We start from the raw sequence: 26,578 nt of genomic DNA, 5'->3' as shown, positions 1-26,578 counted from the left end.
ACCGCGTCAGCTCCGACACTTATGGTTTCCGCCGTCGCCGATCCATTCCAAAACGGCGCATACCGCCGCGGACGCGGTTTAGCTCATATAGCTCAAGGCTTCGTCACCCGGATGCGGCAATCCGGCGATGCGCCATGCCTGGCGGCAGGAGCCGAAGAGCCGACGAACGGAGTCGCGCTCCATGCTGTGTGTGCGGCAGATCTGCGACACCGGCGGGATGGCGCCGTAGGTCATACGGTGCTCGCGCAGGTAGTAGATGATCGACCAATGGTCGGGGCCGAGCGGCCCGATCTCGTCGATCTCCGCCATGACGCGGGCCATGCCTGCGTTCCAATCCGTCGGGTCGATCAGGAACCCGTCCTCGTCGACGGGAAGGGGGCGCTGCTTAGGCGGGCTGTGGGTGTGGACGGCGGTATGAGTCATCGTAATTATCCTTGGTCTTTGGTGGATCAATTATTTTTATGACGGCATTAGCTTCTTTCTCACTGACGAATATAGTCAGAATTGGCGGCGCGTCAACCCCCTGATCTGCGACCTGAATGCGTCGAGGCCCATCCCGTGTCCGAGCTCACCTTGCCGTTTGCGTGGCGATGGTCTTTGCACTGCCGCCGATCGCCTGATGGCTGGCTGCGATTCGTCTCGGGTCCGGTGAGGTGGTGCGGTTCAGAGCCGAATCTCGTGATGCTCCAGTGGGTAGCCGCGATCGCGGTAGTAACGGAAGCGCTCGCGCCCGGCGAGGCGGGCGGCGGGGTCGTGGTCGATGGGCTCGCAGAGGCGCTCGAAGCGGCCGAAGAACTCGGGGACCTCGTTCGAGAGGTTGATCAGGACATGATCCTCGGTCTCGGGCGAGCCGTCGCCGCTGATAAGGACGGGTGTCAAGTCAAGGTCGGTGTGACCGACGCGTCCGTGGGGCAGGAAGCTGTCCTCGCGGAAGGTCCAGAGCAGACGATCCAGATGTTGGGCTTGCCCCGGGTCGGGGCAGTGGATCAGCACGCGTGCGCCGGTCGCGCGGATGCGTTCGACGAGGCGGCAGGCGAGGAGGAAGCGATCGCCGCCGCTGTTGCCGTCCAGGCTGTAGAAATCGATTCGGGTCATGGGTTAAGGCGCGTCCGATTTGCCATGCGCTGTTGTTGTTCGGGTCCGACTTTGCGCGAGTCCGCAATTATTGTCGCCGACGCGCCTTAAAGTATTAAAAATACTAAATTTTAAACCGCGTCACCACAAAGGTCGGAAGAATCCTGGAGCTCGACAAAAAATGCAAATGACGCATTTCACTCTGGACGCGGTTTAGTATACCCACAGCATGTCGCTTCTTCGCGGGGTTGCGTGCCCCACGCGCGGAACCCAACCGATCAAGCCCCGATTCGCACGGACCACCGAACAGACGACCGAGCACCCATGGCCCAAGACTCGCTCACCGCATGTCTGGAATGCGGTCTGCTCCAGCGCATCCCGGAGGTGCCGCTGGGCGGATCGGCGCAGTGCATGCGCTGCGGCGGCACGATGCACCGCAATCGGCCGGATAGCCTGAACCGGACTCTGGCGCTTACGATCGCCGGACTCCTACTCTTCATCGTCGCCAACAGCTTCCCCTTTCTGTCCTTCGAGATGCAGGGCAGGGGGACTCAGACGACGCTGATCACGGGTGTGGTCGATCTCTATCAAGCCGGCAATTGGCCGATTGCAGCGGTGGTGCTCTTCACCAGCATCCTGGCGCCGGGTCTGCAGTTGGCGCTCTTGCTGATGGTCTTGGTCCCGCTGACGATGAACCGGATGCCGCCCTGGTTGCCGACGCTCTTTCGATGGGTCCGGACCCTGGTCCCTTGGGGGATGATGGACGTCTTCATGGTCGGAATCCTGGTGGCGGTGGTCAAGCTCGCCGACATGGCCTCGATCGTTCCGGGGGCCTCGCTCTTCGCACTCGGTGCGCTCATCTTCGTCCTTGCGGCGGCTCAAGCGGCCCTGGACCCGGATCTGGTCTGGTCGCGGGTGCCGATCGCGGGGGATCGAGCGCGCCCATTGCTGCATGGAGAGGACCACGTCTCCTGCGATGTCTGCGAGCTCGTGGTTCGGCCCTCCGAGGCCATGCGCGACGGCGATCGTCTGCGATGTCCGCGTTGCACGGACGTCCTGCACCGGCGCAAACCTCAAAGCTTGCAAAGGACTTGGGCGCTCTTGATTGCGGCGATCGTCTGCTACATCCCGGCGAACGTCTTGCCGATCATGTCGGTGACGTCGCTCGGACGCAGCCAATCGGATACCATCTTCACCGGGGTGTCGTTCATGTTGGGTCACGGGATGTGGCCTCTGGCCCTTGTGATCTTTGCTGCAAGCATCTTCGTTCCGCTCCTGAAGCTGCTGATCTTGATCTTCCTTCTCGTGTCGGTGCAACGGCGCTCCACTTGGCGGCCGCGTGAAAGGACCCGCCTCTATCGTGTCGTCGAGACGATCGGACGCTGGTCCATGGTCGATGTCTATGTGGTCACCATCCTGGTCGCCTTGGTGCGGCTCGGGAACATTGCGAGCGTCCAAGCGGAGCTCGGCGCCATCTTTTTTTGCGCGGTCGTGGTCTTGACCATGCTCGCGGCTATGTCGTTCGATCCCAGGCTGATCTGGGACGCGATGGAGCAGGGACATGTCGGAGATCGAGAACGCCGGTTCGGGGCCACCCTTGCCGAATCACCCTGAGAGCACGCCTGCGGCGATCGCCAAGGGTCGCAGCGGTGTTTCGCTCGTCTGGCTAATCCCGATCGTGGCCCTGTTGATCGGGGGTTGGCTTGCGGCCAAGACCTACGCCGAGCGGGGGCCGACGGTCAAGATCGAGTTCAGGACGGCGTCGGGGTTGGAAGCCGGTACGACAAAAGTCAAGTTCAAGGATGTCGACATCGGTCAAGTCACCTCCATCGACGTGAGCGTGGATCTGAAGAGCGTGATCGTCACCGCCGAGCTCAAGCACGGCTCGGAGCAGTTTCTGACCGAGAAGACGCGTTTCTGGGTCGAGCGCCCGCGGGTGACCGCCAGCGGTGTCTCGGGTCTGGAAACTCTGCTGTCGGGCTCCTTTATCGCGATCGATCCGGTGCGCGGCGGTAAGGAAGTGCTTCAGTTCACAGGTCTCGAGGAGCCGCCGCTGTTTACGACCTCGGAGGCGGGGACACGATTCTTGTTGCGCTCGCCGACCTTGGGGTCGTTGAACGTCGGTGCTCCGGTCTATTACCGCCAGATTCAGGTCGGTCAGGTCGCGGGTTTCGCGCTCGACGATGACGGGGAGGCAGTCGGCATCGACGTTTTTGTCTTCGCGCCGCACGATCGGTTGGTGTCGACGAGCACCCGGTTCTGGAACGCGAGCGGGATCGATTTTTCCTTGAGTGCGGCCGGCGTGAAGGTGGATACCGAATCGCTCATGTCGGTCTTGATCGGTGGTGTGGCCTTCGATACCCCGGATACCATCGATGCGCCGGGCGAACCTCCGGGCGCGGATCATGTGTTTCCGCTCTATGCGAGCCGGGACAACGCCCATGAGAAGATTTATCTACACAAGGAGCGCTATCTCCTCTTCTTCGAGGGCTCGGTGCGCGGTTTGACCGTCGGCGCACCCGTCATGCTGCGCGGGATCGCGATCGGGAAGGTCCTCGATATCCAACTCCAGCTCAGCGTCGAGGACCTACAGTTTCACATCCCGGTCTTGATCGAGGTGGAGCCCGAGCGGGTCGCGGTTCGCGGTGACCGGCGGGCGCTCGACGAGACGGGCATGATCAGGCAATTGGTCGCCAAGGGTCTGCGGGCTCAGCTTAAGACGGGCAGCCTGATCACTGGCCAGCTCTATGTCGAGCTCGATTTCTACCCGGATGCGTCGCCCGAGGTACTTGCGCAGGAGGGCGACTACGAGGTCCTGCCGACCATCCCGGGCTCGCTCGAGGCGCTGACCAACAAGGTCACGGCGATCCTCGACCGACTCGAAGCCTTTCCGTTCGATCGGATCGGAAAGGATCTGACCGACACGCTCGCCGGTGCGAACGAGATCGTGAACTCCGCGGCGCTCAAACAGGGTATCGTGGAGCTTGAGAAATCGCTGGCCGAGATCCGTGCGCTGGCCGAGCAGCTCAACACCGGTATTGCGCCCGAGCTTGCCGAGACCCTGCGTCAGACCACCGCGACCTTGCGGGGTGTGCGTCAGATGATCGAGGATGGCTCCCCCATTTCCGTCGAGCTGCGACGCTCCCTCAACGAGGTCTCGGGTGCGGCGCGATCGCTGAAGGTCCTGACGGACTATCTGGAGCGTCACCCGGAAGCCCTGCTGAGGGGCAAAGGAGGAGGTCGATGAAGGTGCGTGGATTTGGTTTGGCCCTCGCGGTCGCCGTCGCCGTCCTGGTCACGGCGGGCTGTGCGACCTCGCCGCCGTCGAGCTTCTACACCCTCACGCCGATGCGTGCGATGCCCGATTCGGGCGGCTCGCCGAGCACGACGCTGGGCGTCGGGCTTGGCCCCGTCAACTTTCCTCAGTTTCTCGACCGCCCCCAGATCGTGACGCGCGACGCCGGCAATCGGTTGGCCATCGACGAGTTCCACCGCTGGGGCGGGACCATCCAGGACGATTTCCTGCGGGTCTGGATCGAGAACATGTCCGCCTTGTTGGGCACGACCAGCGTCTTTGCCTTTCCCAACGAGGTCCGCTATCCGTTGGACTTTCGGGTCACGGCCGACGTGCTCGCCTTCGAAGGGACCTACGATGGATACGCCGTGCTGCGGGCGCGCTGGATCGTGCTCGAGCACCGCACGGATCAGGTCCTGCGCGTGGAGGAAACGCACTACCGTCGTCCGCTGGCCGTGCCGAAAGACGAGGGTGCACTCATCGCGGCGATGAGCGAGACCTTGGGTGATTTCAGCCGGGATGTTGCGGTGACCTTGAAGCAGCTCCCGAAGCCGAAGCCGCCGGCGCCGGAGCAGCCGGACGGTCGCGACGGCTCGCTGCGCATTCCCTGATTTGCGGTTGGCGGCGCGCGGGTCGGGGTCAGCTACGTGAGCTTTGGCTGGAGCGACGCGGGGGATGATGGGTTTCGCTGCGCTCTACCCATCCTACGACGGGAGTCGAGTTATGCGGTTCGCGGCCCCGGGGCGAGTCTTGCCCCGCACGCGGGCTCTCTGCACTGATTTACCTCGACCGTGATGTGGAGCAGGCCGGTCATGCCGGAGAGCAGACCGCGATAGTGCTCCACGGGTCGCGGGTGGTGGGTGACCAGCGACAGGATGCAGGCGCGTCCGGCCGGTGCGATCCGCCAGACGTGTAGATCCGCAACCTGGTTGTCGGCATCGGCCTCGATACGCCGGCGTATCTCCTGCTCGATCGCGCCGTTGTCACCCGCGTCGAGCAGCACCCGTGCGCTCTCGCGAGCGAGCCCCCAAGCCCAGCGGCCGACCAGAGCGGCGCCGACGATTCCCATCAGCGGGTCCATGAAGGCCCAACCGTAGAGCATGCCCAGCGCCAATGCGACCAGCGCCAAGACGGAGGTCAGGGCATCGGCGATGACATGCAGATAGGCCGCCTTGAGGTTGTGATCCTGGATGTCGGCGAGCCCGTGATGATGGTCGTGCCCATGGTGGTCGTGGGCATGGTCGTCGTGTGCATGATGGTGATCGTGCTCATGATCATGCTCGTGAGAATGATCATTCCCGTGATGATGGTGCTCATGTCCGGAGTGGCCCAACAACCAGGCGCTGAGCAGGTTCACGGCGAGTCCAAAGACAGCGACGATCATCGCCTCCTCGTAGCGGATCTCGACTGGATCGACGAGGCGGCTCAGTGACTCGAACAGCATCCAAAGGGCGCCGGCGGCCAGCAGCAGCGCGCTCGTATAGCCTGCGAGGGAGGAAACCTTGCCGGTCCCGAAGGTGAAGCGCCGATCCGCCCCGCGCTCCCGTGCAAAGGCATAGGCATAGGCGGCGATACCGAGCGCCGCGGCATGACTGCCCATGTGCCAGCCGTCCGCCAGCAGGGCCATCGAGCCGGTGATCCAGCCGGCAACCAATTCCACGCACATGGCCGCGAGGGTGAGACCCACGACCCAGCGCGTCCGACGCTCGGCATCCGCTTGGTCGGCGGTCGCGAAGTCGTGGCTGTGACCCCAGTCGCTGATGTCGTGTGTGTGCATAGGCATCTCGTCTGTGATCGAAGCCGCTATCGAATCCGAGCTGTAGCTGTAGCTGTTAGCTGTTAGCTGAGAGCTGATGACCGAGAACTCATCGCCGACCACGGATGACTCCTCTCCCCCGACATCAGGACTCCGTCCGAGCCCCCTCGCCGACCCACTCATAGGTCTCGACCGTCGCCGGATCGCATTTGCTGCACCCCGAGCTGCATCCGGCCGCGCCCGTGATCCGACGGACCCGGCCCTTGCGCTCCAGAATGGTCAGCATGCCGCGCAACGCATCCGGACTGGATTCGAAGCGATAGGCCAAGTCCATCAAGCCGACCCGGCGGTGCTGCTCGAGATAACCGGTGAGCTCCGAGAGGATCATTCTACGTCTCCTTGATGATGTGGGGTCGAGGGCGTCGATCCGAACCGGCGGTTATGCGCCCTCGCGGACCAATTCGGTCTGCCGCGGGCCCCCGCGTTCCGCACTGATCCGCATCCCGATCACCACGGCGGCGAAGAGGGCCAGCATGCCGGCGATCCAGGCCGCCGAGCTGGTCGGGTCGCGCGCGAAGATGGCGCTCTGATAAAAGACGGTCGCAACGATGTAGCCGAGCCCGGTCGTCCAGAGCACCGTGAAGGCCGCCCAGCCCGGCGAGGTCTCTCGATAGATGGCCGCAATCGCCGCGACGCAGGGTGCATAGAGCAGGATAAAGAGCAGATAGGCGAAGGCGCCGGCGGCCCCGTCGAAGCGCGAGGCCATGGCCCCGAAGGTGCCCGTGGTGATTTCTTGAGACTCGGCCACGGCGGCCGTGTCGGTCAGGTCGCCCACATTCAAGCCCATCGGGTCCTCCCAGCTACCGAGTGCATCGGCGAGGTTCGCGGGAATCGTCGCCAAGGCGCCGAGCAGGCCGGCCTTCAGATCGAAGGGTGTTTCCTCTTCGGTCTCGCCGGCATCCGCGACGGCGAGGGCCGAGTAGGTCGCATCCAGGGTACCGACGACCGCCTCCTTGGCCAGGATGCCGGTGAAGATGCCGACGGTAGCCGGCCAGTTCTCGGCATCCAGACCCATGGGCGCGAAGGCGGGCGAGAGCGTGCGCCCGACCTCGGCGAGGACCGACTTGTCGCTGTTCTCGTTGCCGAAGGAGCCGTCCGTGCCGACGCTGTTCATGACGTTGAGCACCAGCACCATGGGGACGATGACCTGACCCGCCCGGATGACGAAGCCGCCGGTGCGGTCGAGAGTGCGCAAGGCGACGCCTTTCAGGGTCGGCAGGTGATAGGGCGGCAGCTCCATGATGAAGGGTGTGGCGTCGCCCTTGAGCAGGGTGTTCTTCATGACGAAGCCGGTCAGCACCGCGACCGCGATGCCGATGAGATAAAGCCCGAAGACGATGTTCTGACCGCCGACCGGGAAGAAGGCCGCGGCAAAGAGCACATAGACTGGCAGACGCGCGCCGCAGGACATGAAGGGCGCCATCAGGACCGTCAATGTCCGGTCGCGTTGGTTCTCCAAGGTTCGCGCGGCCATGATCGCAGGCACGTTGCAGCCGAATCCGACCAGGAGCGGCACGAAGGACTTGCCCGGCAGGCCGATGGCGCGCATGAAGCGATCCATGACGAAGGCAGCGCGTGCCATGTAGCCCGAGTCCTCCAGTATCGACATGAAGATGTAGAGGAAGGCGATGATGGGGATGAAGGTCGCCACCACCTGGATGCCGCCGCCGACGCCGTCGGCCAGCAACAGGATCAGCCATGCGGGCGCACCCAGGCCGGCCAGGATATGGGCCGTCCCGTCTACGAAGAGCGTGCCGGCGGCCTGATCGAAGACATCGATGAAGGCCCCGCCGATGTTGATGGTGAACATGAACATCAGATACATCACGACCAGGAAGATCGGGATGCCGAGCATGCGGTTGAGCATGACCCGGTCGATGCGGTCGGAGAGGTTGCGCGAGACCTTGCCGACCTGCGTCACCGTAGCCTGTGTCAGTGCGTGCGCGAAGCTGTAGCGGGCATCCGCGACCAGGATGTCGAGATCATCGGCCTGATCGCCGAGCAGCGCGCGGACCTCGCCCGGTGCCACCTGATCACCGACCAGGCGCTGCGCCAGATCGTCGCCCTCCAGCAGACGGGCGGCAAGCCAGCGCGGCGAGTCGCCGTTCTCGCGAGCGATCGGCGTGACCCGCGGCAAGAGCGCGGCGATCGCCTTTTCGAGCAGCGGCTGGTAGGGGATCTCGATCTGCGGGATCGGATGGGTCGCCTGGCTTTCCAGCAAAACGCGCTTGAGATCCGCGATGCCTGAGCCGGTGGCGGCCGAGATGGGAACGACCGGACAGCCCAGACGCTTGGCGAGGGCCGCGACGTCGATCTTCATGCCCCGCTCGCGGGCCACGTCCATCATGTTCAGCGCCACGACCAAGGGGCGGCCCATCTCGATCAGCTGAGTCGTGAGATAGAGATTGCGTTCGAGGTTGGTCGCGTCGAGGATGTTGAGGACGAGATCCGCCTCGCGATCGTGGATGAAGTCGCGTGCAATGCGCTCGTCGAGCGAGAGATCGTGATCCGAGACATCCAGCGAATAGGTGCCGGGCAGGTCCACGAGATGGACGATGGATCCCTCGAAGCGATAACGCCCGATCTTGCGCTCCACGGTCACGCCCGGCCAGTTGCCGACGCGTTGACGTGAGCCGGTCAAGGCGTTGAAGAGGGTCGTTTTGCCGCAGTTCGGATTGCCGACCACGCCGATGGTTAAGGGTTTGCTCATGGTTTGCTTCCCGGCTTCGCTGCCGGTTCCGTTCGAGGGGTTGCTCACGACAGGCCCTCCACCAGCAAGGCGGCCGCCTCGTCCTTACGCAGACTGATCGAGCAGCCGCGCACGCGAATCTCCACCGGATCGCCGAGCGGTGCGACCCGGATCACCTGGATCTCCGCCCCGGGCGTCAACCCCATCGAGAGGAGCTTGCGGCGATAGGCGGGTGCGCCGGCGTCAAAGCCCTTGACTCGGCCGTGATCGCCGGAATTCATGTCTCTGAGTGTGGTCATGAGTGCTGCTACATCGCTTGAAAATCGAATGAGGTCGGTTTCCCGGCCGTCCGGGCCGGATCTCGGTCGTCTACCGAGCGGTCGGGATTGCGCCGTCAGGCGAGGGGAACGACCTGGATCTTGGCCGCCATGCCGCCGCCGAGCGCGATGCGCGCCTCGCCGCGGGCAATCAGTAAACCGCCGCCTTGGCGTTGCACGACGGCGAGCTCGGATCCGACGTTCAGACCCAGCTCCGTCAGGCGCGTCGTCAATCCTTTGCCGCCATGCAGGGCGACGATTCTCACGCGGGCGCCTTCATCGGCCATCATGAGCGGAAATCCCTTCACGGTTGGGACGCCCATCATGAGGGGCTCATGGCGGACGGGGTTTGAGAGGCCGTGTTGACCGAACATCGTCGATTCTCCAATTCTTGAGGTCCCCGGGATCCGGAGGTGTCGCCGAGTTTCAAGGGCGGCACGGCGCTCGCGAGGGGCGTTGAACGTCTGGATGGATCGGCTGGATAGGCCTATCGCGGGGCGCTGCGATGGCTCGACCGGCAGGCATCCTGTCTGATGGAAATGCTAGTCCAGCTCGGCTCTAATTGCAAATGATTCTCAACGCGGAGGTGCTCGGCGGTGACGATTCGATCGTCATTTGCGTCGAAAGACGATTTGCCGAGAGGCTGCGGTTGTTGCCTATTTCAGCAGCTTTCAGAGCCGCGGCACATGATCGGAATCGGGTTTTCAGGAAGAGTGACGGACCCGCTCACGACAACTGTGTCGGGCATGCCTGCTTTGCGCGCCGCCGGCTAGACGCATCGCCCGGCCCGTCGGGGGGAGCTCTCGCATTCACACATCGTATCGGTCGGCGGCCACCGATGGTTTATCCTGTCCTGATTGCGGTGCTCGCACTCGTCAAGGGAGGGTAGGAACATGGATCTCGGGCGGCGATCTCGGCGCTTCTTCAAGGTCCCTTCGTTGAATACGCTGCGGCTGCGTCCTTACGGCGACAGCCTCGCGACACCGGCCGTTGCGGTTTGGCTCGGCTTCGCCTGGGTCATCATCCTGCTGATGGCCAGCATCGAAGGCATCGTCTGGGGTTTCGTCGGTGCCTCGATCGTCCCGCAGGCCGCCGCCTGGCTCCGGCCGGTCGCCGGTTTCTTCATGTTCGTGCTCATGTTCGCGATCATCTGGATCGTCGACGCCTCGCTCATCATGTCCGAGCGTCCGACCCGCGCCCGGGGTGCGCTCGGGGGCGGCCTTCGGGACGCCCGGCCGGAGGAGCGCGGCGCGGGTGCACGCTGGTTCTTCGGTCTGCTGATCCGGGTGCTGATCGTGGCGGTCTCGCTCTATGTGACCGCGCCCTTTCTGGCCAAGCTGATCCGTGCCGACGACATCGAGAGCTATCACCAGCGCCTGGTCGAGCAGTATTACGCCCAACGCGATGCGGCCTTCCAGGCGCAAGTCGCCGCGCGTGCCGGAGAGATCGAGACGCGCTACGGCGGGCTGATCGCTCCCCTGGAGGAGGAGGTCGAACGTCTGAATCGCTCGCTCGATGCCGAGCGGCAACGCCGTGATCAAATCGCGGCCGAATACACCCCGGAGATCACGGTGCTGCGCACCGAGCTGGCCGCCGCACAGGAGCGCCTCGGCGACGAGATCCACGGGCGGGGCGACCGGCCTGAGGGCTATGGTCCGGAGGCGCGCAAGTGGGACGCGCGGGTCAATGCGCTCGTCGCCGCGCTGGCCGACAAACAGTCCGAGATCGATCGGCGCATCGCCGAGGTCGCGCAGACGATCGCCGACCAAGAAGAACGCCTGCGCGCGCGCACGGACGAGCTGCAACGCATCCGTCTGGAACAACAGGAGCGCATGGACCGCATCCGTGCCGAGGTGGCCGCCGCGCAGCCCGAGGAGCTGCCGCCGCGGTTGACCTTCGCCGCGCGCTCCAAGGCCCTGCAGGCGCTGCGCGAGAGTCCCGACGAGGCGGGTGTGCCGCATTTCGAGACGGTCGAGGGCTTTGCGCAGGCGGCGCTGGCGATCCTCTTCTTCTCGCTGATCGCGCTGAAGTTGTTCGAGCCGGCCGCGGTGCGGGCCTACTTCAGCGAATCCTTGCAGTACCAGTACCGTAAGTATCTCGACGGCGCACTGGCCGGGATACCCGGTTTCGCCTGCCCGGAGGATCCCGCACAACGCCTGAGTCCGGTCGAGTTCGCGCGCCTCTGGCAAGGCTACGAGCGCGATCCGGAGGGTCATTTCGCCGAGCAGGAGACGCGCCTGGCGGCCGCCGAGCCGATGCGGATGCGCTTGGCGGATGAGTCGTTCGCTGAGACCCTCATGGAGCGTCGTCGCGAGAACCTCGATCAGGAGCTGGATCTGGCGCGGCGCCGTCGCGAGATCGAGGTCGCGGCCTACGAGAACGAGCAGCGTCTGCGTGCCGGCGAGCTGCGCGCGCAGTTGGCCGACGAGACGCGCGCCAAGCACCATTATCGGCGCGCCGAGCTCGAGCACGAGCTGCAGCAGGCGCGCGAGTCCTGGGCATTGCAGAAGGCCCACGACGAAGAGGACATGCGCGAGCGCATGGCCGCCTTCGAGCGCTCCATCGAGCTGGCGCGCGAGGACCGGCGTCTGCGCGAGAAGGAGATGGAGATCCGCCGTATTCAGCGCGAGGAGGAGCTGCGTCAGGCCGATGTGCAACGCTTGCACCGTCATCGGGTCGAGGTCGCGGAGCTGGAAGCCCGACGCCGCCGCGAGGAGCGTCTGGAGCGTCTCGCCGGGATGCGCGACGAGCTGAGCCGTCTGCGTGAGCTGGAGACGCGCGACATGACCGAGGCATCAACACTGCGCGAGGCCGGCTACCGTCTGAAGGACGCGATCGAGACATTGAGGGGGAAGATCGGGTCGAGCGAGAGCGCGCTGGCATCGGCCCGCGCACGGATGGCCGAGCTGAAGCGGATCGCGGACGGCCGGACCGACGACCTCGGAGAGACCGCTCGTCCCTCCGGTGGCGGCTTTTGGTCGCGTACGGGGCGGCCCGAGGATGGGAAGGGCGCTCGCGAGGCGAGGCGTGAGTTGAAGTCGCTCGAGAAGTGGCTGCGCGAGGAGGGCGAGCGCCTTGCGGGCTTGAGCGAGGAGCGACGCGCCTTGGAGCTGCGCCGAATCACCCACGAGGACCAACTGCACGAGATCGAAACGCGAATCTCCGGTATCCGATCACGCATCCTCTTCCACGAAGACGCGATCGGCACCCTGCTGACGGTGGAGCGAGCGACGACCGACGACGCCGAGGTCTAGGCGACCTGCGGACAGGGCGCGATCGGTCATCGGATGCTCGGCATCGGGGTCGGCGGACATCACCTTGGCCCTGTCGCCCGACGCCTGCGGTCTGTCGAAAGACCGAGCGTCGGGTTAGGCTGCACGCACCCGCTCGACAGAGCTAAAGCGCTTCCCGGTTCGACACCCATGACGACGCTCGACAGCTACGATCAAATCCCCTACGAGAGCTTCGCGATCCCGGAGACCCATCCGGATTATCTCGCGACGCTCGGCCGGTTGCTCGGTCTGACTACGGCCGATCCGGAGCGTTGCCGGGTGTTGGAGCTGGGCGCGGCGAGCGGCGGGAATCTGATCCCCATGGCCTTTCATCTGCCGTGGAGCGAATTCGTCGGGGTCGAACTCTCGGCCGAGCAGGCCCGGCGCGGGCAGGCCATGATCGCCGAGCTGGGATTGACCAATCTGCGTCTGCTCCATCAAGACATCCTCGACGTCGACGAGACACAAGCCCCGTTCGACTTCGTCCTGGTCCACGGCGTCTATTCCTGGGTGCCGGAGGCGGTCAAGGAGCACATCCTGCACCTCTGCGGTCGGCTCCTGAGCGAGCGCGGGATCGCCTATGTCAGCTACAACGTCCTGCCGGGTTGGCGTCAGCGCGGCATGTTGCGCGACATGCTCCTGTTTCGCTGTCGCGGCGCGACGTCCCCCGGCGAGCGTTTGAGCCGTGCGCGCGATCTGCTCGATCGGCTCGCCCGAGGGGTCTCGGCCAAGCATCCGGACGGACAGCCGCGACCCGAGGCCGAGACGCTGCGGCGCGAGGTCGAGTATCTGCGCACCGCCCGCCCGAGCTATCTCTATCACGAGTATCTGGAAGAGACGAACAGCCCTGAGCTGTTCAGCGATGTCATGGCGCGGGGGCGTCGTCACGGGCTTGCCTTCCTCGCCGAGTCCAAGCTGCACACCATGTTCGCCTCCACCCTCGGGCCTGCGGCCGAGGCCGCGCTCGACGGGCTCGGCGATCAGCTCGTGCAGGAGCAGTACATGGATTTCCTGCGCCTGCGGGCCTTTCGGCAGACCCTGTTCGTGCGCGCGGATGCGCGGCCCTGTCTGGAGATCGATCTGGAGCGACTCTACGACTTCTCGATCCATGCCGATCTGACCCCCTTGCAGCGGGTCCATCTGAACCGCGTGAAGCGTCAGGAATACGCCACGGCGGACGGCGGCCGTCTGCAGGTGGAGCATCCCTTGACCAAGGCCGTTCTGGAAGGGCTTGCACTGGTCTATCCGAATGCGATGCCGTTGGGACCTCTCATGGACGCGGCGGCGAAAGAGGTCGCCGGGGCCGGCGGGCGACGCTATGCGGATGACCGCGATGCCTGTCTGAGCGAGCTCTTCAACCTCTATATCTCGCAAGGGATCGGGCTGACCCGACGCGCCGGCCGTTGGCCGCACCAGGTCGGCGCATGGCCCCGGGCCACCCCATTGGCCCGTGCTCAGGCGGCATCCGGCGAGGGGCATGTCGCGAGCGTGCGTCACCGCAGTCTCGGGCTCGACGCCTTGTCCGCCCGGCTGCTCATGCTGCTCGACGGCACGCGTGATCTGAACGCCTTGTTGACGGACCTCGCGTCCGAGATCCGGACCGACCCGGAATTGGCCGCGGCGCTGGGGTCGCCCGGCGAGGTCAAGGGCCGGTCGGAGCAGATTGCACCGGCCAGTCTCGAGCGTCTGCTCGGCATCTTTGCGCGCGCGGGGCTGCTGGTTGCGGACGCCCAGCCGCGCGAGTCAGAGGCCGGGGTTCCGGGAGGCAACGGCACGACGAACGGCTGACGGAGGAGGTTCCGCCGTGACATGTCCCTGGTGCTGTCGGTGAATGGCGCACTGATCAAGTCGCTTGCGGCCGTCGGCGCCGTCTTGTTCCTGCTGGCGGGCGGTCGAGCAGGGTTGGACGCCTTTATCGAGACCACGCCGCCGCTCGACATGGGGATCCCGACCTCGACCCTCATGCTGGATCGCGACGGGCGTCTCCTCCGGGCCTTCACGGTCGCCGACGGACGCTGGCGTCTGCCGGTCGATCTGGATGCGGTCGATCCGGCCTATATCGCGATGCTCCTAGCCTACGAGGATCGCCGATTCGCCTCGCACCCGGGTGTCGATGCACTCGCCCTCATGCGCGCAGGCTGGCAGCTGCTGAGCCAGGGAGGCATCCGTTCGGGCGGCTCGACCCTCACCATGCAGCTGGCGCGGCTGCTGGAGATGCGATCGACACGGGACGCGGGCGGCAAGCTTAGCCAAATCCGCACCGCGCTCTGGTTGGAGCGACGTCTCGACAAAGACGCCATCCTGCAAACCTATCTAACCCTCGCCCCCTACGGCGGCAACCTCGAAGGCGTGCGCTCGGCCTCGCTCGCTTGGCTCGGCAAGGAGCCGCGACGCCTGTCCCCGGCCGAGGCAGCGTTGCTCGTCGCATTGCCCCAGTCGCCCGAGACACGCCGGCCGGATCGGTACCCCGAGGCCGCTCGTCGCGCGCGCGATCGGGTACTCGAGCATGTGCGTCTGGCCGGCGTCATCGACGCGGACGAGGCGGCTGCGGCACGCGCCGAGCCCGTTCCGACCACGCGTTTGAATGCCTCGATGCTGGCGGCGCATCTCACCGATCGACTCAGGCGCGCCCGGCCCGAGCGCGCGGTCCATCGCCTGACGCTGGATGCCGGCCTACAGGAGCGCCTCGAGCAGCTCGCAAACGCGCGAGCCGCGGCGCTCGGTCCGCGGGTGTCGATGGGGATCCTGGTCGCCGATCACGGGCGCGGCGAGATCCTGGCCAGCGTGGGCTCCGCAGGCCTGTTCGAGACCGCTCGGCAGGGTCATGTCGACATGACGCGCGCGGTGCGCTCGCCGGGCTCGGCGCTCAAGCCGCTCATTTACGGACTGGCCTTCGAGGACGGCCGCGCCCATCCGGAGAGCCTGATCGAGGATCGTCCGAGCGCCTTCGGCGGCTATGTCCCGGCCAATTTCGACCTGGGTTTTCAAGGAACGGTCACGGTGCGTCGGGCGTTGCAGCTCTCGCTCAATATCCCGGCGGTCAAGCTGCTGGATGCAGTCGGACCGGCGCGTCTGGTCGCTCGGATGCGACGAGCCGGTGCGCGTCCGGAGCTTCCCGATCTCAGCCCGCCCGGGCTTGCCGTCGGCCTAGGCGGGGTCGGCGTGTCGTTGACGGACCTCGTCGGCATCTACGCGTCCATCGCGCGCGGCGGCCGGCCGGTAAGCTTGCGGGACACCCTCGACGACGATGGCGCGGACTTCGAATCGCTCGGCGTCGTCGGCATCGGCGCGGATGCCGGTGCGCCCGTGCTCGAGGCGCGCGCGGCCTGGTATGTCGCCTCGATCCTCGCCGGAGCGCCGGCACCGACCAACAGCGCGCCCGGCGTGCTCGCCTTCAAGACCGGGACCTCCTACGGCTATCGCGATGCCTGGGCGATCGGGTTCGACGGGCGCCATGTGGCCGGCGTCTGGGTTGGCCGTCCCGACGGCACGCCCGTGCCCGGACTCGCCGGCATCGATGCCGCAGCACCCGTGCTGGTCGAGGTCTTTTCGCGTCTCGGTCCGACGACACCGCTTCCTCCGGCGCCTCCCGGCATCCTGACCACGACCTCTGCGGAGCTGCCCCCGCCGCTACGTCGCGTTCAGGATCCGCGCGCCGCCTCGGGCGGCCAATCGCTTGGTGGGGCCCAGGCCCCGCAGATCGCCTATCCACCCGAGGGTGCGCGCGTCGAGCTGGGTCTCGGGCGAGGTCGGGCCGCCGATCTGGTCTTGCGGGTTCGCGACGGTGTCCCGCCCTTCACCTGGTTCGTCGACGGCGCGCCGGTCCTGCGCGAACCCTATGCCAGAACGGCCCGTTGGACACCGGACGGCCCGGGATATGTCGCGATCTCGGTCGTCGATGCACGCGGCGGTGCGGCGAGGGTGAGTGTGTTTCTCGAGTGATCTGGCGTTCGGGAAGATTCACCCTCACACTTCCGGCTAGTGGTGCAGTGCAGAGATTCCGAGCCCGTCCGAGATCATTTGCGTTGTCGTTGTCGTGGTCGTATCGATGGTCGATTACGACAACGACAACGAACGGGCTCGATACATCTGCCGTGTTGCACGAGTCGAGGTCGGCGCCAATCCCGGAGTCCGTGATCATGTCTCAAACGCTTTACGACCGAGATCTATACGACTGGTCCATGCAGACCGCTCGCCTGTTGCGCGAAGGGCGTTACGCCGAGATCGATACGCTGCATCTTGCGGAGGAGGTGGAGTCGATGGGCAAGAGCGAGCGCCGCGCCTTGGAGCATCGTCTCGTGGTGTTGCTCGTTCACCTCCTCAAATGGGAGTACCAGCCGGAGCAGCGTTCCAAGAGTTGGCAGCGGACCTTGATCGAGCAGCGCAAGCAGGTCGCCAAGCTCCTGGATGACAGCCCGAGCCTGAAGCCCCGGCTGACAGATCTGCTTGTCGATGCCTACGACAGCGCGGTTCGATGGGCTGCCGATGAAACGGGGAAGGACGAGAGCGAGTTTCCCCAAAATTGTCCCTATCGGTCTAAACAGGTCCTCGATCCTTCATTTTCCCCGGGTCCCGATGAAACCGATGCAACCCGCCGTGACTGATATCTCTTCGCCCCGACGCACCACGGCCCTGCTCTGGGCCGTCGCCGGCCTGCTGCTCGTCGCCGTTGTCGCGGTCGCACTCTATAAGGCGTGGCCGCTGCTGAACCCGATGCTGGTCGAGGTCGCGCCGCTCGATCCGAGTTGCGACTTGCGTGCCGGACCCTGCGCCACTCGGTTTGCAGGCGGGGGGAGCGTGCGCTTTGCGATTGAGCCGCAGAGCATCCCGGTCGTCACGCCGCTGCGGCTCGTCGTGGAGACAAGCGGTCTGGATGTCCGCGCCGTGGAGGTCGATTTCGCGGGTGTCGACATGAACATGGGGTACAACCGCGCTGCGCTTGAGCCGGCTGGTCCGGGCGTCTACACAGGGCAGGGGACCTTGCCGGTGTGCGTGCGTGCGCGCATGGAGTGGGAGGCGAGGGTGCTGGTCCACACGGCCGAGGGGATCTTGGCGGCGCCGTTTCGATTCGAGACGCGGAGGGATTGAATCGCGTTCGGGTTTGGCGATGATGGCGGATTACCGATCCCGATAGCGACGGGTCAGGTCGCCGTAAGCGTCGATGCGGCGGTCGCGCAGGAAGGGCCAGAGTCGGCGGACCTGCTCGGTACGGGCGGGCTCGATCTGTGCGAGTAGGATCTGCGGGCTCTGATCGCAGGCCTGTGCGAGGATCTCGCCTTGGGGGCCGCAGACGAAGGAGTGGCCCCAGAACCGTGCGCCGGCCGTCGTGCCGCTCGGATCTGGCTCGAATCCGACCCGATTGCAGGCCGCGACGGGCAGGGCGTTCGCGATCGCATGGCTGCGCTGGATCCCGACCCATGCCTCGCGCTGTCGGGTCTGCTCTTCCGGCGCGTCGTTCGGATCCCAGCCGATCGCGGTCGGGTAGAGCAGGATCTCCGCACCGGCCAAAGCCATCAGACGGGCGGCCTCCGGATACCATTGATCCCAGCACACCAACACGCCCAAGCGTCCGACCGAGGTGTCGATCGGCTCGAAGCCGAGGTCTCCGGGCGTGAAATAGAACTTCTCGTAGTAGCCCGGATCATCCGGGATGTGCATCTTACGGTAGACCCCGGCCAGTCGCCCGTCGCTGTCCAGGACCACGGCGGTGTTGTGATAGAGCCCGGGGGCGCGGCGCTCGAATAGCGAGGCGACGATGACCACGCCCAGCTCACCTGCCAGCGCACCGAGTCGCGCGGTGCTTGGACCCGGGATCGGCTCGGCAAGGTCGAAGTTGGCAGGATCCTCGGTCTGGCAGAAGTAGGCGCCGTTGTGCAGCTCCTGGAGCAGAACGAGCCGCGCACCGCCCGCGACGGCCTCGAGGATACCCCGTTCACAGGCGTCGAGATTCGCCGCGACGCTGCCGTGATCGGTTTCCTGCACGAGTGCGATGGTGAAAGGGGATCCCGACATGACGCCAACCTCCGAAAATAGTAGATCCAGGTGTGTGACTGACTGAGCGCGGCGGGTAGTGTGCTCGGTTACACGAGCGGTTGCACGGACGCAAAGGTCGCCGCCTGCCCGAGATGCCGTCCCTTTCGATCGATCAGGTTCCAGACAACAGCCCCATCGATGCGATACCGCCGACCGCCCGAGGATACGCGCACCCCGCTGTAATGGTCGATGAAGCCGTGGGCCGTCACCTGCGCGAGCAGGCGTGCGCGCTCCTCGCGATCCGGTGCCTCGGCGGTCAAGCGCGAGGGCATCCGCGTGAGCTGCTCCCAATCGAGCTCGAACAGATCCAGGACCCTTCGGTTGCCGTAGGTCAGGATCGGATCCGGGTCGGCATTGTGCGACAGGAGCGCGAAGGGCGCCGCGAATAAACGCCGTGCGGCCTCGCGGTCATCCAAGCCGGGATCGATCAGATCGCGCCCCGTGAGCCGTCGATAGCTGGCGCACAGCAGTCGGGTATGGTCGCTGAGGAAGTCATTGGACGGGTCGGGGTAGGGGAAGGGCATCGCCTGATGATCCTGTCTGAATTCGAAGGGGCAGGCTCACCGTTTGAGCCTCCGCCCTGTTAGTCTCTGCGGGTTTCGGGGCCGGCAATCGGTCCCCTCTGTTCCCGAACCCGAGGTCGCGCATGGCCAATTTTCAGACTCATCTCAACGGCGGCATCTTCGTGAGCGTGACCGCGGTGCTCGGTTTGCACGGCGCCGGATTGGTCGAGCAGGGCGCAACACTCGACTATTTTGCACTGGGCGTGGCCGGGAGTCTCCTTCCGGACATCGATGCCGATGCCTCCAAGCCCGTGCGTGCCTTCTTCAATGTGCTCGGGGTTGCGGTCGCCTTCGCCATGACCCTTCCTCTGATCGGCAAGTTTCTTCCGCTCGAGGTTGCACTCATTTGGGTCGGCGTCTTTCTCTGCGTGCGCTACCTGATCATCGAGATCTTCACCCGTGCGACGGTCCACCGCGGCATCTGGCATTCCTGGCTCGGGATCGCCGCGGCGGCGCTGGCGACCGTCAACATCGCGCATTGGACGATGGACCGGACCGCGGAGTCGGCCTGGATCGCCGGCCTCATGGTCGGGATTGGCTACCTCACCCATCTTGTCCTGGACGAGCTCTACAGCGTCGATCTCCTGAACAGTCGGGTCAAGCGCTCTTTCGGGACCGCGCTCAAGCCCTTCAGTCTGACCGATCCTCGGAGCAGTCTCGGCATGCTGGCCGTCGTCGTCGCGCTGGCGTGGTTTGCACCCGCGCTCGATCGGGGTTTGCTGCCGGCCGAAAACCTGCCTCAGATGGCCGTTGTCGTCGCCGATCGTTTAGTCGAGACGCTCGGGGGCCTGATCGAGGGGGCCGGACTGGCGGTGCAGTCCCTGATCGACTGGATCCGCACGGGAGCGGCAAACCTTTGACAGCTGATCGCTTCCCGCTGCCCCCGGGCGGGCCATGCAGCAGACCGCGCCGGCTTGTTGGCATCGGCGCTCGCGAGTAGCATCGCCCCCGGCTCGGCGGGGTGCCGAGACCTCTGTCCTGGACCGAAGATCGAGGTAACCACGCGATGAAATATTATCTCGGAGCAGTCTGTCTCCTCATGGGCGCCTGGTTGGTATACCAAGCGTTGGCCCATCGACGTGCCGTGATCGGGGCCCGCGAGCGCGCCGCCGCGCAGAACCGCGAGCAGAAGATCCATCAACACCTTGAAGGCATGCGGCTCGGCCTCGCACCTCTCTATGTGATGGGAATCCTCTTCACGGGGATGGTTCTGGCCGCGATCTGGTTCGTCGTCGACCGCGAGCGGGTCTTTTCCGTCCTCGACATCCTCGGGTTCCTGATGGTCCTTGCGGCCTACGCCTTCTGGATGGCGGTGCGGATCCAATACAGCCCGATCGGTTTGGACGCCAAGCAGACCGAGTGAGCGCGTCCAGCGCCGCGCCGCGGATCAGGGTTCGACCGCACCGCCGGCGACGTGCGTCTCCGACGGACCGATCCGGCCATCGCGGAGACGGTATTGGTGACTGGTGACCGCCCGTCTGAACCGGGCGTCGTGCGAGATGACCACCAAGGCGTGCGGGAGGTCGTTCAGGATCCTGACCAGGCGCCCGCGGGTCTCCTCGTCGAGCCCGTTCCCGGGCTCGTCGAGCAAGAGCACATCCGGCTCCATCGCCAGAACCGTGGCGAGGCTCACCAGGCGTTTCTCGCCGCCGGAGAGCTTGTGCGTGACGCGATCGCGCAGATGGGACAAGTCCAGGCGCGCAAGCGTGCGATCGACGATCTCAAGGACCTCGGCCCTGGATCTGCCCAGATTGAGCGGCCCGAAGGCGATGTCTTCGGCCACCGTCGGACAAAAGAGTTGGTCGTCCGGATCCTGGAACACCAAGCCGGCACGCCGTCGAACCTCATGGAACTCCCGCTCGTTGCGGCGCGGCACGCCGAACGCGACAACCGTCCCCGCCTGCGGGCGCAGCAGTCCGACCATGATGTGCAGGAGCGTGCTCTTGCCGGCGCCGTTGGGCCCGGCCAAGGCGATGCGCTCGCCCTCGTCGAGCCTTAGACTCAGCCCGTTCAGCACCGGCGGGCGGCCGGGATAGGCGAAGCGGATCCCGGTCAGCTCAAACAGCAGCGGCATACGTAAGATCCATGATCAGCAGTCCCGTGCAGGCGACGGCGGTAAGCCCGGCGAAGAGGGCGTCGGCTCGGCCGTAGGCGAAGGCGTCGAGCAGATGAAAGCGACCTTCGAACCCGCGGCAACGCATCGCCGCGAGGATGCGCTCCGAGCGTTCGAGGCTGCGCACCAGAAGCATCCCGACGAGATAGCCGATGCTGCGGTAGGTGTGGAGGGTGTTCGCCGGCCGAAAACCGCGCGCACGCATGGCGGTGCGCAGGCGGGCATATTCCTCGCTGATGACGCCGATGTAACGCACCGTAAAAAAGAGCAGCTGGACCAGGTTCGCCGGCATCCGCAGGCGCGCCAAGGCGTGTCCGAGCGTGACCGCATCCAGGCTGCCGACCAGGGCCAAGAGAGCCAAGACGACGGCATTGGCCTTGAGCAGGATCTCGACGGCCTTGATCAGTCCCTCCGCGCTCGCGGTGAATCCGCCCCTTTCGACGATCGGCGTGCCCGGCACGGTGAAGGGCAGCAGGACGAGGATCATCAGCATGAAGCCGTCCATCGCGGCCATGCGTCGCAGCGTCGGGCCGGCCGGCAGACGCGCCGCGAGCATCACCGAGAGGGCCAGGCCCAACGCTGTCAGGAGTGTCGCGAGACCGGATAGCGAGACCACGACCAAGGCAAACAGGGCGGCGGCCATGATGCGCAGACGCGGGTCGAGCGTTCGGAGCAAGCCGTGCTCGGCCCGATCCGACAAGGCGTCGACGATGTGCATGTTGACCTCGGCGGGGACGCCCGTCTGGGTGGTTGTGGTTCGGCCGAAGACGGATCGGGCGTCGCCGTCGTGACGAGCGCGCCGTACCTGCGACCCGGCCGGTCAGTCTAAATGAACGGCCCCGGCACCATCAATGTCGGCCGCTTGTGCGCTTGCACAAAACCGACCCCGCTGGCAGATTGGCGCGATGACTGCCCATCGCTTGCCTACTGCCCGATCGCTCGCTCCGACGCCGCCGCCTCTGGACCACGGCGGGCGTCTGCGCGAGGCCGCCGCGCGTTACCGCATCCCCTCGCAGGATTGGTTGGATCTCTCGACCGGCATCAATCCCGATGGCTGGCCCGTGCCCGAGGTGCCCGGCACCGCATGGGCACGACTGCCCGAAGAGGAGGATGGATTGGAAGAGGCGGCCGCGCGGTGTTACGGCGCGTCTGCGCTCCTCCCGGTTGCCGGCTCGCAGGCCGCGATCCAGAGTTTGCCCGAGCTGCGAGTGCCCGGACGCGTCGGGGTGCCGAGGGTCGGCTATCAGGAGCATGCCCGGGCTTGGCGGCGCGCCGGTCACACCCTGGTGCACCTCGATGACGGAGACCCCGGGGACGGGCCCGGCGCGGGTGCGGACGGACTCGACGTCCTGCTCGTCATCAACCCGAACAACCCGACGGGCCGAGTGTGGCCGGTAAGTCGGTTGCTCGACTGGCATGCGCGGCTTGCCGCACGGGGTGGCTGGCTCGTGGTCGACGAGGCATTCATGGATACGACCCCGCAGCACAGCCTCGCCCCCTATACCGATCGCCCGGGTTTGATCGTCCTGCGTTCGTTGGGCAAGTTCTTCGGGCTCGCCGGGGTGCGCGTCGGGTTCGTGCTCGGCACGTCCGATCTGCGCGAGGCCCTGCGTTCGCGTCTCGGACCCTGGACATTGAGCGGCCCGGCCCGCCATGTCGCGCGGCTCGCCTTGACCGATTCGCCATGGCAGGAGGCGACCCGCGCGTCGCTGCGCCTGGCCTCCGTTCGGCTTGCTGCCCTGCTGTCCGATTACGGTCTCGCGCCGACGGGCGGAACCGATCTGTTTCAATGGATCTGCACGGCGGAGGCTCCGGCCATCCAGGATCGACTCGCGCGTCAGGGGATCTGGGTACGGCGCTTCGAGGCACCGCCGAGTCTTCGCTTCGGACTGCCGGGTACCGAGGCGGGCTGGGCGCGGCTCGAGTCGGGGCTGCGGTGTCTGGCGTCGGATGCGCACACGGATGTGTTCCCGCAAGCAGTCGCCGAGACCCCCGGCATTCGGCCTTTCTCGTCGATTTCCCCGCCCCCCGCCCCCGTTCCCGCCCCCGTCCCCGGAGCTCCAAGATGACCGCAGCGACCCTCATGGTCCAAGGCACGACCTCGGACGCGGGCAAGAGTGTCCTGGTGGCTGGTCTGTGCCGTTGCTTCAGCCGACGCGGCGTGAAGGTCGCTCCCTTCAAGCCGCAGAACATGGCCCTGAACAGCGCGGTGACCGCCGACGGCGGCGAGATCGGCCGGGCCCAAGCCGTTCAGGCGCAGGCCTGCGGGCTGGCGCCGACCGTCGACATGAACCCGGTCTTGCTCAAACCCAATTCGGACCGCGGCGCCCAGGTCATCATCCAGGGCCGGGCCGTCGGCAACATGGACGCCGTCGCCTATCACGACTACAAACGCGTCGCCCGCGCCGCCGTGCTGGAGTCCCATGCCCGGCTCGGCGCGTCCTTCGATCGCATCGTCGTGGAGGGCGCGGGCAGTCCGGCCGAGATCAATCTGCGCGAGCACGACATCGCCAACATGGGGTTCGCCGAGGCGGTTGACTGCCCAGTGATCCTGATCGCGGACATCGACCGCGGCGGGGTCTTCGCCCATCTGGTCGGCACGCTGGCGTTGCTCGCGCCGAGCGAGCGGGCGAGGGTGGTCGGATTCGTGATCAATCGCTTCCGAGGCGACATTGCGCTCCTGCAGCCGGGTCTGGACTGGCTCGAGCGCGAGACCGGCAAGCCGGTGCTCGGCGTCTTGCCCTATCTGCACGGTCTGCATCTGGAGGCCGAGGATGCGGTTGCCGTGCGCCAGGGCGACAAGCCGAGCGACGCCCTGCGGGTGATCGTCCCGCGGCTGCCGCGCATCAGCAACCACACCGACCTCGACCCCCTGCGGCTCCATCCTCAGGTCGACCTGCGGTATGTCTTGGCCGGAGAGGTTCCGCCGCCTGCGGATCTCATCATCCTTCCCGGATCCAAGTCGGTACGCTCGGATCTGGATTGGTTGCGTCGCGAGGGCTGGGAGCCCGCGATCGCGCGGCATCTGCGCTACGGCGGCCGGCTGATCGGGATCTGCGGCGGCTTTCAGATGCTCGGCACCCGGATCCTCGATCCTCAGGGTCTGGAAGGCGATCCGGGCGAGGGGCCGGGTCTTGGTCTGTTGGATCTGGAGACCCGGCTCGCGCCCGAGAAGATCCTGGCCAATGTCTCCGGCCGACTCCGGCTGGAGGACGCCGCGGTGACGGGGTACGAGATCCATGCCGGCCGGACGAGCGGTCCGGCGCTCGAGCATCCGGCGGTGCTTCTGAACGATGGACGGGGCGAGCGTCCGGACGGTGCGGTTTCGGAGGACGGACGGATCTTGGGGACCTATCTACACGGACTCTTCGAGTCGCCCGCCGCGACGTCGGCGTTGCTGCGTTGGGCCGGCCTGGCGGTACAGGAGACCCCGGACTATCGTGCGATCCGCGAGGCGGCCCTGGAGCGCTTGGCCGACAGCATCGAGCAGCATCTGGATCTCGGACGCATCGAGCGGATTCTGTGCGACGCGGCGCCGGGCAGCGGGACCGAATCCTCTTGAGACCGGGCTGGCTGAGCGTTCCCGCGGCGCATCGCGATCGCCCCCGGGGTTCGCAGGGATCCGATGACGTCTGCGCTCACCGCAAGCGATCGGGCTCGCTCGGCAACAATGGGGCGGATGATCTCGGTGCAGCCCGATCCGATGTCGCGCTGACGGTCGATCGGGCGATCTCGGTCGCGCCAGGCATCCGGGTGGTGCGCGTCCAGCTCGATTCGGAAGGCGGCAGCCTTTCCTTCTCCGGCGCGGGACGGGTGCGGGTCGCGTTGCCCAACCTGCCCGTTGTTGCCCGGCGCCTGAATGACCTCGAAGACGACGCGAACCTCAAGATCGAGATCCTTCGGCTCCGGGCCTGTTCCGAGGTGTGTTCGGACAGTCTCGCCCCGGATTGTCGATGGATCCGCGGCGAGGATCCGCCGTGTCGGATGGCCCGTCCACTCGACAAGCACCGTCTGGACATCGCCTTGAGCGCCGGCCGCCACGCGGCGGAGCGGGCCAAGCTTGCAGGGGTCGCGCACCTGATCGGTGTGGCCCCGTCGGTGCACCCCGCGACCGAGTGGTGGCTCGGCACGACGGATGCCTCTGCACCTGATGCGGCGCATGAGCTGCCCGGTCTCGACGGATATCTCCCGGAGCCATCCGTTTGCTTCGACCCCTATGATGCCTTGGGTGATCTCGGAAGCCCCGAGATCGCCGCATTGGTCGGCGTTGCCGTCGCCGCTGCGCAGATGGGAATCCCGTTCTGTCTACCGGATCCTGCAGGCGGCATCGCGGTCGACGCGGCGGTCGGCTTGAACCCCGGCGTGCGTGCCTGGCTCGACCCGATACCCGTCGTCCGCCCGTTCTCGCGACCTTCCCCGGAGCGTCCGCGCAGCCTGTGCGCCGCTTGAGTCCATTGGGCCCGGTGCGCCTGGCTTCACGGCGTCGATGACGGCGGCGAGCGCCGCGTCGCACGCGACCTCGCCGCGACGAGATCCCCGATCAGGAACGGCAGGTAATAGATGAAGCTCGACACCAGCGCCAATCCGGCCAGGCTCAGGATGTACCAAGGCCAGGGACCGAGAAGATCCATCAAGGACGCCTGCTCGGGCTTGCTGCAGAGGAAGAGATAGTTCGTCCCCAGCCAGAGGTTGACGGGAGCAACGACGGCGACCACGAGCAGCAAAACACCGAGGGATTTGAAGATGGACACGAGTCGCGGTCTGAAACGATAGACCAAGGTGGCATAAAGGACGCCGACGATGACGAGCCCATGCCCGAGAAAGAAGGCGATGAAGGCCGGATCGGGAAATCCCCTGTCCAGATCCGGTGTGACGAGCGCCTGCAGGGTCCCGCCCCAAGCCCAGAAGTAGACGATCTCGTACGCGGAAGACGACCGTGCCGCGAGGGTCCATGCCGTGAGCAGGACCGACAGTCCGCACAGATGCAGAGGAAGCAGGCTGCTCAAGAGCCGATCGTAGTGGTTCGCCAACAACCAGATGTGAAATCCTTCCTGACCGATCAAAAGGGCCGCGATTAAGAACCCGACTCGGTATTGCGCCGCGCTGCTCAGCGTGCGGCGCGCCAGAAACGGTAACCCGATCCCGACCGCGGCGATCACGAGCACGCTGCTTAAATGTGCCGTACCGAAAAGGATGAGTGGGCCCGCCGTGCTCATCGATCTACTCCTGAGGTGTGGGTGTCGTTGCGCGAGTCCGCGCCCTGATCGATGCTTTGATTTCGAGGTGTCTGCCTTCGTTCATCACCCCGATGGTTTTGGATGATAGCGTACTCACCGGATATGTCTGCCACTTTTGATCTGACGAGATATCCGAGCGAATGAGATTGGGTATCCGAGCCACTGTATT

The 26,578-nt window shown here is 65.8% G+C and carries 25 protein-coding genes; 13 read left to right on the top strand and 12 right to left on the bottom strand.

From position 1 onward, the window contains the following. Positions 1-78 precede the first annotated feature (78 nt). Together BLV04_RS06965 and BLV04_RS06960 are read right to left on the bottom strand one after the other, a co-directional pair. Positions 79-423, bottom strand: coding sequence for a TusE/DsrC/DsvC family sulfur relay protein (locus tag BLV04_RS06965; protein WP_093029418.1), 345 nt, complete (start codon positions 421-423; stop codon positions 79-81). Between the two features lie 240 nt (positions 424-663). Continuing rightward, positions 664-1,095 (bottom strand): DNA polymerase III subunit chi, encoded by a 432-nt coding sequence (locus BLV04_RS06960; protein ID WP_093029416.1) that lies wholly within the window; start codon positions 1,093-1,095, stop codon positions 664-666. 303 nt (positions 1,096-1,398) lie between these two features. Here BLV04_RS06960 and BLV04_RS06955 point away from each other — a divergent pair, with 303 nt between their 5' ends. The 3 genes from BLV04_RS06955 to BLV04_RS06945 are packed head-to-tail and all read left to right on the top strand — an operon-like array spanning position 1,399 to position 4,980. Continuing rightward, positions 1,399-2,688 (top strand): paraquat-inducible protein A, encoded by a 1,290-nt coding sequence (locus BLV04_RS06955; protein ID WP_093029414.1) that lies wholly within the window; start codon positions 1,399-1,401, stop codon positions 2,686-2,688. Then, a complete protein-coding gene (locus BLV04_RS06950; RefSeq protein WP_093029412.1) occupies positions 2,636-4,321 on the top strand; it encodes a PqiB family protein in 1,686 nt (561 codons plus the stop codon). Before BLV04_RS06955 ends, BLV04_RS06950 begins: the two co-directional genes overlap by 53 nt. Further along, entirely contained in the window at positions 4,318-4,980 is a 663-nt protein-coding gene (locus BLV04_RS06945) for a PqiC family protein (protein ID WP_093029410.1), read from the top strand. Before BLV04_RS06950 ends, BLV04_RS06945 begins: the two co-directional genes overlap by 4 nt. Positions 4,981-5,090: 110 nt before the next feature. Here the strand turns inward: BLV04_RS06945 and dmeF are convergent, their stop codons facing one another. From dmeF to BLV04_RS06920, 5 genes are all read right to left on the bottom strand, one after another. Further along, entirely contained in the window at positions 5,091-6,146 is a 1,056-nt protein-coding gene (gene dmeF, locus BLV04_RS06940; RefSeq protein WP_093029408.1) for a CDF family Co(II)/Ni(II) efflux transporter DmeF, read from the bottom strand. 124 nt (positions 6,147-6,270) lie between these two features. Next, positions 6,271-6,513, bottom strand: coding sequence for a FeoC-like transcriptional regulator (locus BLV04_RS06935; protein ID WP_093029406.1), 243 nt, complete (start codon positions 6,511-6,513; stop codon positions 6,271-6,273). A gap of 51 nt (positions 6,514-6,564) precedes the next feature. After that, positions 6,565-8,895 carry a Fe(2+) transporter permease subunit FeoB gene (gene feoB, locus BLV04_RS06930; RefSeq protein WP_093029502.1) on the bottom strand — a complete coding sequence of 777 codons (2,331 nt, stop codon included), beginning with the start codon at positions 8,893-8,895 and terminating at the stop codon, positions 6,565-6,567. Between the two features lie 44 nt (positions 8,896-8,939). Further along, positions 8,940-9,173 carry a FeoA family protein gene (locus BLV04_RS06925; protein WP_093029404.1) on the bottom strand — a complete coding sequence of 78 codons (234 nt, stop codon included), beginning with the start codon at positions 9,171-9,173 and terminating at the stop codon, positions 8,940-8,942. A 95-nt stretch (positions 9,174-9,268) separates the two neighbouring features. Then, a complete protein-coding gene (locus BLV04_RS06920) occupies positions 9,269-9,517 on the bottom strand; it encodes a FeoA family protein (RefSeq protein ID WP_245731768.1) in 249 nt (82 codons plus the stop codon). A 567-nt stretch (positions 9,518-10,084) separates the two neighbouring features. Here BLV04_RS06920 and BLV04_RS06915 point away from each other — a divergent pair. From BLV04_RS06915 to BLV04_RS06895, 5 genes are all read left to right on the top strand, one after another. Then, positions 10,085-12,445, top strand: a complete 2,361-nt coding sequence (locus BLV04_RS06915) for a DUF4407 domain-containing protein (RefSeq protein WP_093029400.1) — start codon at positions 10,085-10,087, stop codon at positions 12,443-12,445. 168 nt (positions 12,446-12,613) lie between these two features. Next, entirely contained in the window at positions 12,614-14,251 is a 1,638-nt protein-coding gene (locus BLV04_RS06910; protein ID WP_175534520.1) for a methyltransferase regulatory domain-containing protein, read from the top strand. Between the two features lie 21 nt (positions 14,252-14,272). After that, a complete protein-coding gene (pbpC, locus tag BLV04_RS06905; RefSeq protein ID WP_093029396.1) occupies positions 14,273-16,405 on the top strand; it encodes a penicillin-binding protein 1C in 2,133 nt (710 codons plus the stop codon). A gap of 197 nt (positions 16,406-16,602) precedes the next feature. After that, entirely contained in the window at positions 16,603-17,067 is a 465-nt protein-coding gene (locus tag BLV04_RS06900; RefSeq protein WP_093029394.1) for a DUF29 domain-containing protein, read from the top strand. Then, the gene (locus BLV04_RS06895) at positions 17,060-17,551 is read left to right on the top strand and encodes a hypothetical protein (RefSeq protein ID WP_342721894.1); all 492 of its coding nucleotides are present in this window, start codon (positions 17,060-17,062) and stop codon (positions 17,549-17,551) included. Before BLV04_RS06900 ends, BLV04_RS06895 begins: the two co-directional genes overlap by 8 nt. Positions 17,552-17,581: 30 nt before the next feature. On the opposite strand, the gene BLV04_RS06890 is transcribed toward BLV04_RS06895, so the two are convergent. Both BLV04_RS06890 and BLV04_RS06885 read right to left on the bottom strand, forming a co-directional pair. Continuing rightward, positions 17,582-18,475: a carbon-nitrogen hydrolase gene (locus BLV04_RS06890; RefSeq protein WP_093029391.1), complete on the bottom strand. Its 894-nt coding sequence runs from the start codon at positions 18,473-18,475 to the stop codon at positions 17,582-17,584. A gap of 68 nt (positions 18,476-18,543) precedes the next feature. Next, positions 18,544-19,020: an MEKHLA domain-containing protein gene (locus BLV04_RS06885; RefSeq protein WP_093029389.1), complete on the bottom strand. Its 477-nt coding sequence runs from the start codon at positions 19,018-19,020 to the stop codon at positions 18,544-18,546. 122 nt (positions 19,021-19,142) lie between these two features. Here BLV04_RS06885 and BLV04_RS06880 point away from each other — a divergent pair, with 122 nt between their 5' ends. After that, a complete protein-coding gene (locus tag BLV04_RS06880) occupies positions 19,143-19,919 on the top strand; it encodes a metal-dependent hydrolase (RefSeq protein WP_093029387.1) in 777 nt (258 codons plus the stop codon). 146 nt (positions 19,920-20,065) lie between these two features. Beyond that, positions 20,066-20,422 (top strand): hypothetical protein, encoded by a 357-nt coding sequence (locus BLV04_RS06875; RefSeq protein ID WP_093029385.1) that lies wholly within the window; start codon positions 20,066-20,068, stop codon positions 20,420-20,422. A gap of 24 nt (positions 20,423-20,446) precedes the next feature. Here BLV04_RS06875 and BLV04_RS06870 read toward each other — a convergent pair whose 3' ends face one another. Both BLV04_RS06870 and cbiQ read right to left on the bottom strand, forming a co-directional pair. Then, positions 20,447-21,133 carry an energy-coupling factor ABC transporter ATP-binding protein gene (locus BLV04_RS06870; protein WP_093029383.1) on the bottom strand — a complete coding sequence of 229 codons (687 nt, stop codon included), beginning with the start codon at positions 21,131-21,133 and terminating at the stop codon, positions 20,447-20,449. After that, a complete protein-coding gene (cbiQ, locus tag BLV04_RS06865) occupies positions 21,117-21,890 on the bottom strand; it encodes a cobalt ECF transporter T component CbiQ (RefSeq protein WP_093029381.1) in 774 nt (257 codons plus the stop codon). The genes BLV04_RS06870 and cbiQ overlap by 17 nt, the downstream gene beginning before the upstream one ends. A gap of 187 nt (positions 21,891-22,077) precedes the next feature. Between cbiQ and cobD the strand changes: the two genes are divergently transcribed. The 3 genes from cobD to BLV04_RS06850 are packed head-to-tail and all read left to right on the top strand — an operon-like array spanning position 22,078 to position 25,621. Beyond that, positions 22,078-23,241 carry a threonine-phosphate decarboxylase CobD gene (gene cobD, locus BLV04_RS06860; protein WP_093029379.1) on the top strand — a complete coding sequence of 388 codons (1,164 nt, stop codon included), beginning with the start codon at positions 22,078-22,080 and terminating at the stop codon, positions 23,239-23,241. Continuing rightward, on the top strand, positions 23,238-24,734 hold the full coding sequence (locus BLV04_RS06855) for a cobyric acid synthase (protein WP_093029377.1): 1,497 nt from the start codon (positions 23,238-23,240) through the stop codon (positions 24,732-24,734). Before cobD ends, BLV04_RS06855 begins: the two co-directional genes overlap by 4 nt. Next, positions 24,731-25,621 carry a nicotinate-nucleotide--dimethylbenzimidazole phosphoribosyltransferase gene (locus BLV04_RS06850; protein ID WP_175534519.1) on the top strand — a complete coding sequence of 297 codons (891 nt, stop codon included), beginning with the start codon at positions 24,731-24,733 and terminating at the stop codon, positions 25,619-25,621. Before BLV04_RS06855 ends, BLV04_RS06850 begins: the two co-directional genes overlap by 4 nt. A gap of 26 nt (positions 25,622-25,647) precedes the next feature. On the opposite strand, the gene BLV04_RS06845 is transcribed toward BLV04_RS06850, so the two are convergent. Beyond that, entirely contained in the window at positions 25,648-26,388 is a 741-nt protein-coding gene (locus BLV04_RS06845; RefSeq protein ID WP_093029373.1) for a YwaF family protein, read from the bottom strand. Between the last annotated feature and the right edge of the window lie 190 nt (positions 26,389-26,578).

The sequence above is a fragment of the Thiocapsa roseopersicina genome (genome assembly GCF_900106925.1).
Taxonomy (GTDB): Bacteria; Pseudomonadota; Gammaproteobacteria; order Chromatiales; family Chromatiaceae; genus Thiocapsa; species Thiocapsa roseopersicina.
The sequence above is the reverse complement of the archived record's forward strand: the minus strand, read 5'-3'. Positions and strand labels throughout refer to the sequence as shown.

Bases quoted from the DNA above. Each gene is read 5' to 3' on its own strand.
- BLV04_RS06960 (WP_093029416.1), bottom strand. From the start codon at position 1,095: ATGACCCGAATCGATTTCTACAGCCTGGACGGCAACAGCGGCGGCGAT.
- BLV04_RS06915 (WP_093029400.1), top strand. From the start codon at position 10,085: ATGGATCTCGGGCGGCGATCTCGGCGCTTCTTCAAGGTCCCTTCGTTG.
- BLV04_RS06945 (WP_093029410.1), top strand. From the start codon at position 4,318: ATGAAGGTGCGTGGATTTGGTTTGGCCCTCGCGGTCGCCGTCGCCGTC.
- cbiQ (WP_093029381.1), bottom strand. From the start codon at position 21,890: ATGCACATCGTCGACGCCTTGTCGGATCGGGCCGAGCACGGCTTGCTC.
- BLV04_RS06890 (WP_093029391.1), bottom strand. From the start codon at position 18,475: ATGTCGGGATCCCCTTTCACCATCGCACTCGTGCAGGAAACCGATCAC.
- BLV04_RS06920 (WP_245731768.1), bottom strand. From the start codon at position 9,517: ATGATGGGCGTCCCAACCGTGAAGGGATTTCCGCTCATGATGGCCGAT.
- dmeF (WP_093029408.1), bottom strand. From the start codon at position 6,146: ATGCACACACACGACATCAGCGACTGGGGTCACAGCCACGACTTCGCG.
- BLV04_RS06870 (WP_093029383.1), bottom strand. From the start codon at position 21,133: ATGCCGCTGCTGTTTGAGCTGACCGGGATCCGCTTCGCCTATCCCGGC.
- BLV04_RS06950 (WP_093029412.1), top strand. From the start codon at position 2,636: ATGTCGGAGATCGAGAACGCCGGTTCGGGGCCACCCTTGCCGAATCAC.
- BLV04_RS06875 (WP_093029385.1), top strand. From the start codon at position 20,066: ATGAAATATTATCTCGGAGCAGTCTGTCTCCTCATGGGCGCCTGGTTG.
- cobD (WP_093029379.1), top strand. From the start codon at position 22,078: ATGACTGCCCATCGCTTGCCTACTGCCCGATCGCTCGCTCCGACGCCG.
- feoB (WP_093029502.1), bottom strand. From the start codon at position 8,895: ATGAGCAAACCCTTAACCATCGGCGTGGTCGGCAATCCGAACTGCGGC.
- BLV04_RS06855 (WP_093029377.1), top strand. From the start codon at position 23,238: ATGACCGCAGCGACCCTCATGGTCCAAGGCACGACCTCGGACGCGGGC.
- BLV04_RS06925 (WP_093029404.1), bottom strand. From the start codon at position 9,173: ATGACCACACTCAGAGACATGAATTCCGGCGATCACGGCCGAGTCAAG.
- BLV04_RS06900 (WP_093029394.1), top strand. From the start codon at position 16,603: ATGTCTCAAACGCTTTACGACCGAGATCTATACGACTGGTCCATGCAG.
- BLV04_RS06885 (WP_093029389.1), bottom strand. From the start codon at position 19,020: ATGCCCTTCCCCTACCCCGACCCGTCCAATGACTTCCTCAGCGACCAT.
- BLV04_RS06845 (WP_093029373.1), bottom strand. From the start codon at position 26,388: ATGAGCACGGCGGGCCCACTCATCCTTTTCGGTACGGCACATTTAAGC.
- BLV04_RS06880 (WP_093029387.1), top strand. From the start codon at position 19,143: ATGGCCAATTTTCAGACTCATCTCAACGGCGGCATCTTCGTGAGCGTG.
- BLV04_RS06955 (WP_093029414.1), top strand. From the start codon at position 1,399: ATGGCCCAAGACTCGCTCACCGCATGTCTGGAATGCGGTCTGCTCCAG.
- BLV04_RS06910 (WP_175534520.1), top strand. From the start codon at position 12,614: ATGACGACGCTCGACAGCTACGATCAAATCCCCTACGAGAGCTTCGCG.
- BLV04_RS06935 (WP_093029406.1), bottom strand. From the start codon at position 6,513: ATGATCCTCTCGGAGCTCACCGGTTATCTCGAGCAGCACCGCCGGGTC.
- pbpC (WP_093029396.1), top strand. From the start codon at position 14,273: ATGTCCCTGGTGCTGTCGGTGAATGGCGCACTGATCAAGTCGCTTGCG.
- BLV04_RS06965 (WP_093029418.1), bottom strand. From the start codon at position 423: ATGACTCATACCGCCGTCCACACCCACAGCCCGCCTAAGCAGCGCCCC.